Source organism: Bacillus sp. LSHTCR4, from assembly GCF_057197025.1.
In genome coordinates this window covers 1-14,954 of record NZ_JBXUNO010000004.1, presented here as the reverse complement: position 1 = coordinate 14,954, position 14,954 = coordinate 1, and the positions used below count along the sequence as shown (strand labels likewise).

General features: G+C 33.6%; 13 protein-coding genes and 1 pseudogene. All 14 read right to left on the bottom strand.

Features of this window, described 5'->3' with window-relative positions; translation table 11 throughout:
• Positions 1-253 precede the first annotated feature (253 nt).
• A complete protein-coding gene (locus AC2CGR_RS22395) occupies positions 254-2,608 on the bottom strand; it encodes a polysaccharide lyase 8 family protein (protein WP_484481159.1) in 2,355 nt (784 codons plus the stop codon).
• A 225-nt stretch (positions 2,609-2,833) separates the two neighbouring features.
• Positions 2,834-4,609: a glycoside hydrolase family 35 protein gene (locus AC2CGR_RS22390; protein ID WP_484481158.1), complete on the bottom strand. Its 1,776-nt coding sequence runs from the start codon at positions 4,607-4,609 to the stop codon at positions 2,834-2,836.
• Between the two features lie 58 nt (positions 4,610-4,667).
• On the bottom strand, positions 4,668-5,834 hold the full coding sequence (locus AC2CGR_RS22385) for a glycoside hydrolase family 88 protein (RefSeq protein WP_484481157.1): 1,167 nt from the start codon (positions 5,832-5,834) through the stop codon (positions 4,668-4,670).
• Between the two features lie 133 nt (positions 5,835-5,967).
• Positions 5,968-6,447 (bottom strand): PTS sugar transporter subunit IIB, encoded by a 480-nt coding sequence (locus AC2CGR_RS22380; RefSeq protein ID WP_000398545.1) that lies wholly within the window; start codon positions 6,445-6,447, stop codon positions 5,968-5,970.
• Positions 6,448-6,462: 15 nt separating this feature from the next.
• Positions 6,463-7,257, bottom strand: a complete 795-nt coding sequence (locus AC2CGR_RS22375; RefSeq protein ID WP_000041901.1) for a PTS system mannose/fructose/sorbose family transporter subunit IID — start codon at positions 7,255-7,257, stop codon at positions 6,463-6,465.
• Entirely contained in the window at positions 7,250-8,026 is a 777-nt protein-coding gene (locus tag AC2CGR_RS22370) for a PTS mannose/fructose/sorbose/N-acetylgalactosamine transporter subunit IIC (RefSeq protein ID WP_000255370.1), read from the bottom strand. Before AC2CGR_RS22370 ends, AC2CGR_RS22375 begins: the two co-directional genes overlap by 8 nt.
• Positions 8,027-8,041: 15 nt before the next feature.
• Positions 8,042-8,473, bottom strand: coding sequence for a PTS sugar transporter subunit IIA (locus AC2CGR_RS22365; RefSeq protein ID WP_431169079.1), 432 nt, complete (start codon positions 8,471-8,473; stop codon positions 8,042-8,044).
• Positions 8,474-8,691: 218 nt separating this feature from the next.
• Positions 8,692-9,468: a 2-dehydro-3-deoxy-D-gluconate 5-dehydrogenase KduD gene (kduD, locus tag AC2CGR_RS22360; protein WP_001052291.1), complete on the bottom strand. Its 777-nt coding sequence runs from the start codon at positions 9,466-9,468 to the stop codon at positions 8,692-8,694.
• A gap of 31 nt (positions 9,469-9,499) precedes the next feature.
• On the bottom strand, positions 9,500-10,330 hold the full coding sequence (gene kduI, locus AC2CGR_RS22355; protein WP_061401939.1) for a 5-dehydro-4-deoxy-D-glucuronate isomerase: 831 nt from the start codon (positions 10,328-10,330) through the stop codon (positions 9,500-9,502).
• 31 nt (positions 10,331-10,361) lie between these two features.
• A complete protein-coding gene (locus tag AC2CGR_RS22350; protein ID WP_484481156.1) occupies positions 10,362-11,366 on the bottom strand; it encodes a sugar kinase in 1,005 nt (334 codons plus the stop codon).
• A gap of 2 nt (positions 11,367-11,368) precedes the next feature.
• Positions 11,369-12,019, bottom strand: a complete 651-nt coding sequence (locus AC2CGR_RS22345) for a bifunctional 4-hydroxy-2-oxoglutarate aldolase/2-dehydro-3-deoxy-phosphogluconate aldolase (RefSeq protein ID WP_061401941.1) — start codon at positions 12,017-12,019, stop codon at positions 11,369-11,371.
• A gap of 296 nt (positions 12,020-12,315) precedes the next feature.
• A complete protein-coding gene (locus AC2CGR_RS22340; RefSeq protein ID WP_000159567.1) occupies positions 12,316-13,098 on the bottom strand; it encodes an IclR family transcriptional regulator in 783 nt (260 codons plus the stop codon).
• Positions 13,099-13,407: 309 nt separating this feature from the next.
• Positions 13,408-13,833, bottom strand: coding sequence for a DUF4879 domain-containing protein (locus AC2CGR_RS22335; protein WP_000475217.1), 426 nt, complete (start codon positions 13,831-13,833; stop codon positions 13,408-13,410).
• 655 nt (positions 13,834-14,488) lie between these two features.
• A pseudogene (locus tag AC2CGR_RS22330) lies at positions 14,489-14,775 on the bottom strand (rhodanese-like domain-containing protein); the annotation flags it as partial.
• Positions 14,776-14,954 lie beyond the last annotated feature (179 nt).

Genomic DNA, 14,954 nt, shown 5'->3' with positions numbered 1-14,954 from the left:
CATAAAAATTGCAAACTAAATGTTTAATAATTATTAGAATAAATTTTTTAAAATCCAAAACAAGATATGTATTGTGCGAACTGATACTCATTAAATAATTCAAGGTATATTTTAATATCATTTAGTCTTGCACCAGAATCATTAGTTGCGAGCATAATAAAAGTCAAGGCTATCAATATAGCACTTGACTTTTATTTATGTGATATATGGGAGCTATTACACAATCTGCACATCAAAATGTATTTTTTGACCTTTACTGTTCAAAATACACCTGAGAACTTTTCCCACTTTTATCCGAACTATCCATTTCTATTATCCAAGAGTTTGCATCTTCCTTAACAGTTATCTCGTCGTCCTTTTCTACTACCTTGTAACCTATTTTTTTAGGTATAGTAATGATTACTTTAGCTTGCTCTTTCATTGGATCAGCCATCACTACTTTTACACCATTATCTTTATAATTTATTGCAATTGCTCCCCTAGTTTTAGCCTCTACTTCATTTACCTTCCCTATCTCATAAAAATTCCCCATCCATATATCATCAGCATCATCATAAATCACTTGTTGCGTTGGTGTATTAGAAAGTATCGAAACATCCATTTCTTTTGCGTAAGTAGATGTCTCTTCTTGATTCTTACCAGGAAGAATTACATACACATACTCACCACCTGATGGCGACTTTCCATGAGGTATTGATAGTGTTGCGAACATGTTACTTACCTGATCGCTTGATCCCCCTTTATTTATATCAGACCACTTTCCACTTCGCTCTTTCTTTTCAGCATATATATTTTCAGATTGAGGGAACACATAACCAATATCAGACCCATTGTTTTTTCCTTTAAGGTGGGCCCAAGAAGCTCCCTTAAATAGGATACCTTGATCAAGAGCTACCTCTGTATTCTCCACCTCCAGAAGATTGGAACCATCTTTTTCTAATCTTCTATTCTCAACTATTGTCTCTGTATCAGCATTCTCTTTTGAATTGATCCCTGCAGCCATTGCTACAATTTTATCTTTGAGAAAAAACCAAGATTTTTTTGCTTCTAATGAGCTTCCAGTGACATTCTGCATAGTATAATACATGCTGGCAGAACCAATCTGTCCATCTGAAACGCCTCCTGACCAAGACTTAGGATTATTATAATTTTTCCAATCAATTAAATTTCCTAATTTATGATCTGTTGTTGTGCCAGGAAGTCTTGTCATATCTATAGTTGCCCAAAAGTCATTATCATATTGACCAATGTCATTGTTATATAAATACAACATTCCTGTTCCCATGTAAAATCCCTTCATATTTTCACCATTTCCATATTCAAAAGAACTGATTTGTTTACCAAATAAACTCAATCCAGCTGCAAAGTCCTTCTTTTGATGGGTCATCTGATTCATTGCGCTTAACATATTATTTGTATCTCTCACACCAAAATCTGGTTTAATTGAACTATCACTCATTAAACGTTGAAATGTTTGCGTTTTATGAATGGATAACCCATTATAATAACTTTCCGAATCGGTATGTTGAAATATAGCTTCTTTTACATAACATGCATATTTCCCCCGATATGATAAGTCTTGATTTTGTGAACTAATTACAAGTATTTCATACAGAATATTTCTCCCTACAATACTAGAGGAAGAATTTTGTCTAGACATGCCTCGGCCACGCGTCATATCAAATACTTCACCTTGTTTCATAACTGGTAAGTAGGTAGTTTCAATATACGTATATAGTTTTTTAATTCCTTGTACATTCGTTAGTCTGTCTGTTCCACTAAACAATTCATGAATATCAGCACTTCTCGCAAGTAACACTTCCCCATACCCACCCGTATACGGATTATATGTGTGTTGTATAAATGATCCATCTTTATAAAATCCATCGCCATTTTGAACTATTTTATACACATCATTTGTCGCATCTATTCCTAATTGAATTTTATTACTATTATTGTTCAGAATACCTCTCACCATGACTATAAAACTTTTATCTAGTAAATTAGCTCCCGTTTCTTTAATTCCATTTAATCTCTTTGTTGGATCAGGTACAAAACGATCTACTGCCATTATATATTTGCTTAGCTCCACCTCAGTTAAATCATCAAACATTAATACCAAAATGTTATTGTATGACTGCGGTGTCCCAATCTCCCAATCCCACCAATTTCCATACGTATTTTTAATTTTTTCATTATACATTTGATCATAGAAGTATTCTATTGCGTACATAATGTCTTTTTGTAATGTATCTTTTTGATAGTATATCGAATTAGGTGTTTGATAAAGTACCGCCATTTTCTCGATATTTTTCACTGTTTCTGTGATTTGTGCAGAATTCTGCTTCCAGTCTGGAAGATTGTTAAATAAGGAAGGACTTTCATTTTGTTTGTTTAGATTGCTTAACACATTATCTTGTAAATCCTTTTCTTTATCCCAAACGATATTTTTTAAAATTACATCATCATTTGTAAAAGGTTCACCGACAAGTACCCTTTTCCAATTTGATATCATTTTAGCGCTTTCTTCCGTTTCTGCGACCGCATTTAAACTGAAAGACCCTATAACAAAACTTAAAACAAATATACATAATATTATCCTTTTCATGAAACCGTTCTCCTTTATCACTTTAATAATGAATCGTTCATTCATTCCGTGTTTAAAGATTTCATTTCAAATAATACGTTTGCACATTACGAAAATTCAATCTGTGAAGCAGCTAAAACCGGAATAATCTACATAGAATTTTCTAAACTATACGCTTTAGCTAATTCCTTCATCAAAGCTGCCCATTATAACGCTAAGAAATATCAAACAAAATACTAGAAATGTTTATTTTATGTCTAAATAAATTGGATTTCCCCTTAAATAAAGTTCTTCCTCATAATTCCCTTCCGTTTCAAAGACAATCAACTTATTCTCTCCCTTGATTAATAAAGGAGCCGGGATATATAAATAACCCGTTGGACCTACATCCCAATACTTTCCTAAATTAAACCCATTCAAAACAACAAATCCTTTCCCCAACTTACTACAGTCTAAAAATGTATCTTTTAATTCTTGTACATTAAATGTGTATTCATAAAAGCTAGGTGTATTAGGTTCCCATTTACCGTTGAAATCAATCTCATCAAGATTATCAAATTCAAGGGCATAATGCTCCCAGTTTGATTGTAAATGTATATCAATCATTACACCTGAGGAGATACCTTTTCTTTGCGTTGGAGATAACAATCTTGCCCCATAATTAACACGTCCCATATTTTCTACTAAAATATCCAACGTATTTTCTTCCTTAGTTAAATCCAACGATACCTCTCTACCAATCTCATCCCTATACTGGGTGTCTACTAATTGTTCATTAAGGAACAAATGTACACGATCTCTAGCATCTACTACCTTACATTTTTCTATATTTTTTGGTCCTTTTAAAAATGTTCGATATAAAATATAACCATACTGCTGATCCATATCTTCCATTGTTAATGTATAAGAATTGTGTCTCTTCTTAGCTATTTTCTCTAACGTTGAAAACAGTGATACTTTACGACTCAATTTAATTTCCCCATAATTTGCACGTGGTAAAATGTGCGGTTCAAATTGGTCTACATCTGAACAAACTTCTTTAATAGCTCTCTGAACAGCATAATATTTTGGCGTTGGCTCTCCCCATTCTGTCAGTAATGCATCATAATCATATGAAGTAATTTGTGGTAAATCCACATTTCCCCTCGATGAACAACCATTCATAAATCCAAAATTAGTACCACCTTGAAACATGTAGAAATTAATACTAGCTCTCTTCAATAGTTCCTTGACTTCCTCTGCTAATTCACTGCCATCACGTCGAATAATTTCCATACCCCATCGATTAAACCAACCATCCCAAAATTCCATACACATTAATGGCCATTCTTTATTATTTTCTTTAATGAAACTTTCAAGTGCATTTAAATTTTCATTAGAGCGTGAGCCAAAATTACCCGTTACTAAAACATCGTCATCAATCAGGCTCCCTGATTCTAAAGCCTCTTGCCATGCACCATCTGAAGTGAAAAGTGGAACCGTAACGCCTAAATTTCTCATTATTTTTTTTATACTTCTTACATATTCTTTGTCGTTTCCAAATGAGCCATATTCATTTTCTACTTGCATCATAATAATTGGTCCACCATTCTCTACTTGTAATGGGGTTACCATTGGTAGGAGAACTTTATAAAAGTTTTCTACTTTATTTAGGAACAAGTTCGTATTACTTCGAACCCTTATGTCTTTATACTTTAGTAACCAAGCAGGTAATCCACCGAACTCCCATTCTGCACAAATATAAGGAGTAGGACGTAAAATAACCATTAATCCATATTTTTGAGCCAATTGTACATATTTCACAAGATCTGCTATACCTTCAAAATTAAATACCCCTTCTTTTGGTTCATGCATATTCCACGGAACATACGTCTCTACTGTATTACATCCTAGTGCCTTCAAGTTATAAAGACTATGATCCCAGTATTCTGGAACAATCCTGAAATAGTGAAGAGCACCTGATATAATCTTTATAGGCTCACCATCTAGCATAAAATCTTTCCCAATTTCAAATGATTTCATAGTTTATCCCCCAGTATTTCAAATCATGATACCTTAATAACTGTATTTTCATTTATACCTACCAATATGTTGCCCACGTTGGATTAAACATACGATACAACGCTTCTAAGTAAAAATAATCCCCCCATAAATTAGGTTCATTAATTCCTTTTCCTTCTGCGTATGCATAAACACCATGTAGTAAAATCCCTTCATTATCCTCATCACTTTTTATTGTGCACTGTTCCTTAAGGACTTGAATCATTCCACGAGCAATGGATGCAGATCCCTCATACATATTACTTGCTTGAGCTTCGAGTAAACCACATGCGGCAATTGCCATTGCAGAACTATCCAACGGCTGATTATCTTCATCTGTAAAAGTAAGATCCCAATATGGAACCAAACCATTCGATAATTTACTAATAAAATAATTTGTAATGTCTTCATATTGTTTTCGGTCAACATGATTAAGCATATAATTAACCCCCATAGGTAAACCTAAAATGGCCCATGCTTGCCCACGTGCCCAACAGGAAGAATTAGTATATCCTTGATGAGTAGCGCCATACGAAGCTTCACCTGTAACAGGATCAAAATAAAATGTATGATACGTGGATGCATCTTCCCTTATAATCGTTTTCGTTACTTGTTGAAAATGTTGTTCTGCTATATGTTTATAACATTGATCACCTGTCAATTTCGTTGCCATAAACAATAAAGGCAGGTTTAATAATGAGTCAATAATCAAACGGTACTCATCAGGATCATTAAGATTTCCCCAAGCCTGAATAAAATTCCCTTTGTCATGAAAACGACTTATTAGCTTATCAGCAGCTTGAATAATAATTGGGGTAAAAGATTCATCTAATGTCACCTTATAACCAGCAACAACTGATAAACTGTATAAGAATCCTAGGTCATGATGATCTACAACAAAATTCTTATCTAGTCTATCTTTAAAACTTTGAATGTTTTTTAGTGCTATTGATTTAAAAATATCTTTTTTTGAATATTCATAGGCAATCCATAGCATCCCTGTCCAAAATCCATTCGTCCAATCATCATTTCCCTTTATTCTATATTTTCCATTTGTTGCACAGGCAGATGGATAGCTTGTCCCAAAGCGTTCTATGTTCTTTTCTAGCTTTTCACATATCCAATCTAATTCTGCTTTTATACTATTTCGATCTAATGCCTTTCCTTTTTCTTTAAATAGCTCTATATTTTTCGATAGTATAGACATGTTAGTCTCCTCCCCAACAATTCAATCTTTACATCTAAACTCTCTTATCCTTTTAACCTCACTATGTGAAAACATCACTCATTTTTCATAAAACGAGTGATGTTTTTAGTTTTTATTTACCCTTACTTATTATTCAATTTAAAAACCCTTCAATACTTGCATCAGATTCTTCTGGAACCATCTGTGCAGTGACTTTTACACCTTGGCTTAATAACTGTTGCACAGCTACTTTTTCATTCTCAGTCATACTAATTGATTTTTTAATCTGAGTTGTTCCTGGACGACTAGACATATTACCAATGTTTACCTCTTTTAATGCTAATCCACCATTCATTAATTGCACTAAAATTTCAGGAGTCTTCACAATTAATAACACTCTTTGCCCTTTATAATTCCCATTTTTCACATTATTAAGGCCTTTTTCAAAGGTTAAAATGGACGTATTAACACCAGCTGGTGCTGCCATTCTTAAAATTGATTTCTCATCATCATTAACTGCGACTTTATCATCGATAATCATAATACGATTTACTCTTAAACCTGTTGCCCATCTTGTTGCAACTTGCCCATGAATAAGTCTATCATCAACTCTGATATGTACGATTCCTTCCATTACTAAACACTCCCCTTAAACGAAAATTTTTAAATTATAAGCAATAATTCCTATAAAAATCAATAAAAAGATAACACGAGTAGAATTCATTTTCTTTCTACCTAATAACCAATATGTTAAAAAGACTACAAGAGCTGGTGCTAGACCAGGCATAATTTGATTAGCAAGATCCTGTAATTTTAAAGTAACTTCACCTTTGGTAAACTCATAACCAAAAGTGGCCTTAACTACTGAAGGAATCAATGCTCCTACAACGGTGATTCCCAGTATATTTGCGGATTGAGTTATTTTTTTCAAACGATTCCCTAACTCACCAACAAGTTTTGCTCCTTCTTTATAACCTGTCCATACAAAGAATCTCATAAATCCCAATCTGACACATCCAAATAAGATCCATAAAATCAGAGCAATTGGATTTCCCTCTAATGCTAAATAAGACGCAATGGACCCAACAATAGTGGTAGGAATTACAAAGAATAAGGTATCACCAATTCCTGCTAGCGGTCCCATTAATCCAGTTTTAAGCGACGCTACTGTATCAATAGATTCAATCCCCTTCTCTTTTTCTAAGGCTACATCTAGGCCTAGAATAACGGGAGCTGTAGAGTTATTCGTGTTAAAAAACTGCAATTGATTTATTGCTGCTCTTTTTCTTTCTTCTTCCTCACTATATATGCTTTCTAGCAATGGATAAATGCTATAGTAATAGCCTAAGCCTTGCATTTTTTCATAGTTCCATCCTGTCTGACCGAAGAAATACCAACGCCAAAATACCTTGTTTAAATCTTTATCTACTATATTTTTACTCATCTCCCATTCCTCCATCATCAGTCGCATAATCGCTATCTTTCATAAAGGTTTGGAAATAAATTATTGCCATTGCTAACCCGATTAAAGCAACACCTAATACAGGTACTTTTAAATAAGCCGCTAAGAAGAAACCAATAATCAAAAAGGCGATATTTTGTTTTATAGGTAAGTATTTCAATAGAATTGCAATACCTAATGCAGGAAGCAATCCCCCAGCTACTTGTAAACCACCCATAAGCCACTTTGGAATATTATCTACAATTGCTTGAACAAATTTGGCACCAAATACTAAAGCTAGAAACACAGGTATCATTCTTGATAATGAAGTTGGGACAATTCCCCATAGATTCATATAGGAAGCCTTTTTAAATTTGCCTTCCGCTACTAATTTTTCAGCTTTATGCTGGAAAAAAGTATTCGTAAAACGAGCCAGAACATCTAATTGCACCATTAGTAGTCCAATAGGAATTGCCAGTGTCGCTCCAAATTTAGCATCTTGCCCACTCATAACTGTAAAAGCTGTTCCCAATAAAGCGCCTGTCATATAATCTGGTATAGAGGCTCCTCCAAAGTTACCTACACCTAAAACCAATAAGTTTAACGTTCCCCCTACAATTAAACCCGTTTGAATGTCCCCTAAAATTAGCCCTGCGAAAAATCCTGCCATTGTTGGCTTTACAAAACCAAACGTTGTATTGTTTCCATCATAAATGGCGAATCCAGAATATAGCGTTATTAAAACAATTTGCCACCATTCAACGCTTACCATTGGCTATTCTCCTCTCTATTCATCTAAAGCATTTACACTACCAATCTCTATTTCTGGTATATCAATTCCATTTTTCGCACCTTCTATTAATTCTTTTGACAGCTCTTCTAATGATTTTTCTTGATTACAATATATTGCTTCTATTACAATTGGTAAATTTACACCACTGATAATACTAATACGCTGATTCAACTTTAATTTTGATGCCCAAAATACAGCCTGATTAAAAGGTGTTCCCCCCTTAAGGTCAGCAAAAATAAGCAACTTATTCGATTGATTTTCACTCCATCTCTCCAAGAATTCTTGTAGTTGATCACTAAAAGAAGTAATTCCATTCTCTTCAGTTAATTCTAGAGCGTGTAAGTTTTTTTGTTCCCCTAAAATCATTTGTGCAGCTTTCTTCAACCCACTTGCAACACCAGCATGTGAAAGAATCAGTATATCCATAAATAACTTCCCTTCTAATCGACTAGTATTTTTTCAAATTCAACACTCTTGATAAAGTAATTCTAACCCTTATACTCATCAATATATTCAATTTACCGGCTCTACCCAACATAATGTATGCCCTTTCAAAAAGGTTCACAACTTATGTTCAGATGTTTCTAACAACCAAAGTGTTCTTGAATCACCCAAAAAACATTTGCTATAGAACGTAAAACTGATTAACGCACTAACCATCCACCATCAACAGCTAGAATATGGCCTGTTACATAATCTGACGCTTTACTTGATAAAAATACAGCCGTACCCATTAAATCGAATGGTACTCCCCATCTTTCAGCTGGGATACGATCTAAAATTTCTTTATTCCGTTGTTCATCCGCACGAATTGGGGCAGTATTAGCTGTTGCTATATAGCCAGGAGCAATTGCGTTTACTTGAATATTATATTTACTTAATTCGTTAGCAAATGCTTTCGTTAATCCTGCCACTCCATGTTTGCTGGCAGTATAAGGCGGTACAAATTTCCCTCCTTGGAAAGATAACATAGAAGCAATATTAATGATTTTTCCACTCTTTTGTTCTGCCATAACACGAGCTACTGCTTGACTTAGTAAATAAACAGTATTCAAGTTAATGCTCATCACGGCATTCCAATCTTCCTTCTTATATTCCAGCAATGGTGCACGACGAATTGTACCTGCATTATTAATTAAAATATCAATTTTCCCGAAATTGTCTAAACAACCTTGCACCACTTTTTCTGCTGCATCATCTTGTGTTAAATCTACTTGAATAAATTCTACTCGTTGTCCACATTCCTCAATCAATTGACGAGTTTCATCCCAATTGTCACCAGATGCTGCAATATATAGATCTGCCCCAGCTTTCGCTAATGCTACTGCATATCCTTGACCTAATCCTGTATTTCCTCCAGTAACAATAGCTACCTTGCCTTTTAAACTAAAGAAATCCATCGAAAATTCATTTAAGTTCATGTTCTAGTCCCCCTTTAATTGTATCAATCTACTATTTCAACTGATCCATCTCGACCATGTCCATATCACTATACGTAATGTTTTCTCCACACATTGCCCAAATAAATGTATAATCACTTGTACCAACACCAGAGTGAATTGACCAACTTGGAGAAATTGTCGCTTGTTCATTTTTCATTACCAAATGTTTAGTTTCATCAGGTTTACCCATAAAATGGAATACTCTTGTATCCGGTTTCATATCAAAATACAAGTAAGTTTCCATGCGTCGCTCATGGGTATGGCAAGGCATTGTATTCCAACTGCTTCCTGGTTCTAAAATGGTATACCCCATCTGTAGTTGACAACTTTCACAAACATTCGGATGAATATATTGATAGATCTTACGCTTATTTAATGTTGCAGAGTCCCCTGTTTCCATAGGTTTTATTTCATCAATGCTTATACGTACATTTCGATATTTATGATGTGCAGGTACTGAAACACAATAGAATTTCGCAGGATTTGACTGATCATCTGACTTAAAGACTACTTCCCTTGTTTCTTTTCCAATATAGTACCCATCTTGTTTTTTCATACTTTCTTCTGTACCATCAATTATGATAGATCCTGGTCCACCAATATTTATAACACCTAATTCACGGCGTTCTAAAAAATAAGAAACTCCTAACTCAGTAGACAACTCTATACTCAAAGGTTTATCAGTTGGCGTTACTCCCCCAAAAATCATTCGATCATTATGTGTATATGTAAGAATAACTTCTCCCGGTGCAAAGTTTCGCTCTACTAAAAATTCCTGTCTTAGTTGATCCGTAGAATAATGGCGAATATCCATTGGACTATGTGTATAACGTGTTTCCATAATATATCTTCTCCTATCATTTTTTAGTATTTTATCTAATAATACTTCCTGACTCATTTCTCATAAACTCTTCTACTTCCAGGATAGAAAACTGATTACAATCACCATGAATCGTATGCTTTAAACTAGATGCTGCGGTAGCAAATGAAACTGTATACTCTGGATCTTTTTCTTCCAATAATCCGTGTAAAATTCCAGCAACAAAAGCATCTCCTCCACCAACACGATCCACAATAGGATTAATGTGGTACACCTTCGAAGTATACAGAAAATGATTTTTCCATAATGTTCCCTGAAGATCATTCGAACTAGCAGAATGAACATCCCTTAATGTAGAGTAAAAGACTTCAATATTAGGATACTTGTTATGCATTTGCTCATAATAATATTCTAAATCTGATTGTTGCGTCTTATTTTCAGGTATCCCTATTAAATAGAGAGCATCCTTTTTCCCTGCAGAACAGTAATCTACATAAGGTAAAATTTTATTCAGTGTTTTCGATGCGCGTTCATAGTTCCATAAATTAGATCGATAATTAATATCAAAACTCACCTTAATTTGACGCTTTTTGGCCTCTTTGATTAATCCTAGAATGAGATCAGCCATTGAATCTGATAAAGCAAGACTAATTCCCGAAACATGAAATAATGATATATTGTTGAATAAATCATCTATATTCCACTCCACATTTTTCATCTGTGCAAAACTAGAATATGTTCGGTCATACAAAACCAATGAAGCCCTTTTACCTGTACCCCTTTCCAGATAGTACGTTCCTAAGCGTAAACCACCTTTTAATAAATTACTGGTATCCACCCCATAATTTTGTAAATGCTGTTGAACAGCTTTACCTAATAAATTTGAAGGTACCTTACTAGCAAAAGAAACTTGGTGATTAAAATTCGCTAAATTAATTGCTACATTAGCTTCGCTACCACCATAATGCGCTTTAAAAGAATTAGCTTCAGTTATTCTAGTTCCTTCATTAGTGGATAAACGAAGCATAATCTCACCTAGCGTTAAAATTCGCCCCATAATTAGGCACCCTTTCTGATCTCTGCTAACTTATCCACATACTCTCTTGCAAGTTCTGAGACTTTAGCATAATCCCCATTTTGAGCAGGAGCTAGTAAATCTCCTCCCACACCTATAGCTACACATCCACGTTCAAACCATTGATGCATATTCTCAATATTTATCCCACCAGTAGGCATAATATTAACTTGTGGCAGGGGACCCTTCACTGCATTTATAAAGTTTGGATTATACGAACTTCCTGGAAATAACTTTATAATGTCGACTCCTGCTTTTAATGCTGTACTTATTTCCGTAATTGTCATACATCCAGGTAAATATGGAACTTGATAAAGATTACAAATCTCTGCTGTTTCTTTATCAAATGCTGGACTGACAATATACTCAGCTCCAGCCAAAATGGCCATACGTGCTGTTATCGCATCAAGAACAGTCCCTGCACCAATCACCAACTCTTCATAATCACTATGTAGTTCCCTTATTTTACGAATGACCTCTTCAGCTTGTGGTACCGAAAAGGTTACTTCAATACCAGTAATCCCTCCATTAATGACTGCCTCAGTAACCTTAAGAGCCTCATCTTTTGTATGCGCTCTCAAAACAGCAATCACACCACTCTTTTTCAGTTTATTTAATACAGTAACCCTTTTCATAAAGTGCCTCCATTTTTTAGAGCTTGAGCTCTAAATTTCTTATTTGGAAATTAGTTTTCCTGAAAAGAAATTTACAAATAAATTATATGAATTATTTAAAAAGATTACAAGAATTTTTTTTTATATTTAATGAAAATTTTTTGAACATTATTAAATATTTTTCTAATATAGTAATCTGTTATTCAGCCGTAGTGCTTACTACATTAACAAGTCAGTTCCCATTCTTTTTGCTCCTATAAATAAAAAAAGAGCTCTAACAGTGAAAAATCACCATTAAAGCTCCTTAAAATGAATTTCTATATGAACACATGTAATTGTTTAAGTTCATTGAGAATATTTTGTTTAGTTTCTAGTATCAACTGAATCATTTTTTTCTTCAGGTCCTCTGTAACACGATACTTAGGCATACTCACACTAAATGCACCATATGTTTGTCCATTTAAAGTTAACGAAACTCCAATACAATATACTTCTTCTTCATATTCAGCATCATCAATTGCAAAACCAATTTGCTTTATTTCTTTTAAAGTTTCCTTTAAAACATGAGGATCAATTATAGTATTTTCATTAACTGGATTTAATTCTACCCTTGTTAAATAGCTTTCTAAATCTTGTTGAGAGAACTCTGCAAGCACAGCCTTCCCCATTGCCGAACAATACAAAGGAATACTCATTCCAATTCGTGAACTCATACGAATTATCGGTCTCTCTGGCTCTAATTTATTAATATAAAAAATTTTATCTTCTTCTAATATTCCTAAATGAACCGTTTCATCTAAATTACTTTGTAATTTTTGCAAATATGGAAATGTAATTTTAGTAATATCTAAATTCGCAAGATACTGATTTGCATAGTAAATTAAAGAGGTTCCTAAACCAAATCTTTTAGTTTCAGGATATTTTTTTGCATAACCTATTATAACTAACGTTTCTAATATCTTTAATGTTGTTGAACTTGTCATTCCTGTTTCCTGAGCTATCACATTTAAAGGCTGTGGTTTTTTGCTTTCAGATAAAAAATCTAAGATTTTTGCAGCTTTTATTAAAACTGTACCATATGGTTGTTTTTCTTTTGTCATACCGACTCATCCTTTAACAATCATAATAAACGATCTTATTTTTGAAATAAAACGTACCATCTAAAAGAAATTGTACTATAAAACAATTATATAAGAAAGGGAGGTACAGTCCACATTAATCAATTAAAAGGGACAAAAATTAAATACTAGTATGTATTCTGCTTCTTTCAATTTCATTCATCTATTTAGACATTTTCCCCACTAAAGTAAGAGCCCTCCTATTAAGGACGACTCTTATATTTTCTATAAATAAATTCAATTTTATGAACATATTTTTTTATGTTATACCCCTATAACTTTTCAAAATATTTATTTGATATAGATTGAAGTTCGCATTGTATTAAATGGAGCGTTAATAGATGTTTTTTGGTATTCAAATGTTCCTTGCTGATGCCCAGAAGCATCCCACTTATAATACCAACCAACGATTGGTTTTCCGCCAATTATAGTAGAGCCAATACTCTTCACATTAAAACCATTCATTTTCGCAAATGGATTTTGACCATATCCCATTTCCTTCGTAGTAATATATAAGTATTTTCCCCCGTGGTCACGTGTTGTGCTAAAACTGTTTGGATTAATAGTTTCTACTCCGCCCTGCTCAGATTCTACTTGCACTACATTTAGTGAAGTAAGTGGTGCTGCAGGTCCAGCAGAAGCTTCTGTTGCCATTCCTAATCCGACAAACGCAGTTATTGCTAACGATGAAATACCAAGTGCTACTTTTTTAAACATAATAACATCCCCTTCCATCTATCTATTATTTTCTCTTTCATTGCCAATATAATCCTATTACCTTTATATGTATATAGTTTGAAACTGTAGAAATATTAATGAGAATATTCTATCTTATGTTTCTGCAGTTATATAACATTCAATGATTTATAAAAAATACGAACAGATCATATAGCTTATTCAGATACGTTTCTAACCTATGAACCTATTTGATTTTGTTTTGATTCACCCCTTCATGCCCTAGTATGACCTTTATCACTAGGGACATACTAAGGCATGAAGAATAGAAAGCAGCAAGAGAAAAAATTTATGAGCGTATTGGATTAGAAAAGGATCGATAATGCAATATTACATTTTAAATTTATATATATTGATGTATAATAAAGGGGAACTAATCAACATTTTTCGTTAAATATAGTCTATTAACCTCTAACTCTAACTACCTAATGAACTCAAGTAAACGTATCTTAAGTCATTTTAAGAGGTATAAAAAACACCTTATAACTATAAGGTGTTTTTTATATTTCAGCTCTTTAAAATTCTTCTATTTCAACTGTAAAATGTGGATTGAATTTCATTTCACTTCAATTCTATTTCTTTTCCTTGAGTGTAAAGTGTATCATGACCCATTGTTAAATTAGTAAGAATCATTTCCCTACACATTGAGATTACAAGTTGTATAAGGGAGCTCTTCTTTTTTCCATGCAAGGAATCCTCCCTTTAGATTGACCACTTCCTTTATACCAGCTCTTTGTAAAATACTAGCTGCTTAAATAGATTTCCTAAGGGGATATGTATTGCATCATAAAGATGTCCTTCCTCCCGCTCTTTTTTACTACGCACGTCGATTACCTTAACGCTTCCATCTTTTATATGCGGATATAATTCAATTGATATTTTTTCTTTGTAACTTTCAAATCTATCAAGTCTTTGTCCTATCTTACTTTAATTACAGTTTCTCTCTACGCTCAAATCTATCTTTATCTCCTTTTTCCAAGAAAGTGCTTCTTCTAGGCCGTCTTCACCATTTACTTCATAGTTTACTTTCCAAGCTCTAATCGTTCCAGAATTAATAGAAAACTTTGCCGTAATGTCAGCTATCGCATGATAACCATCTTATA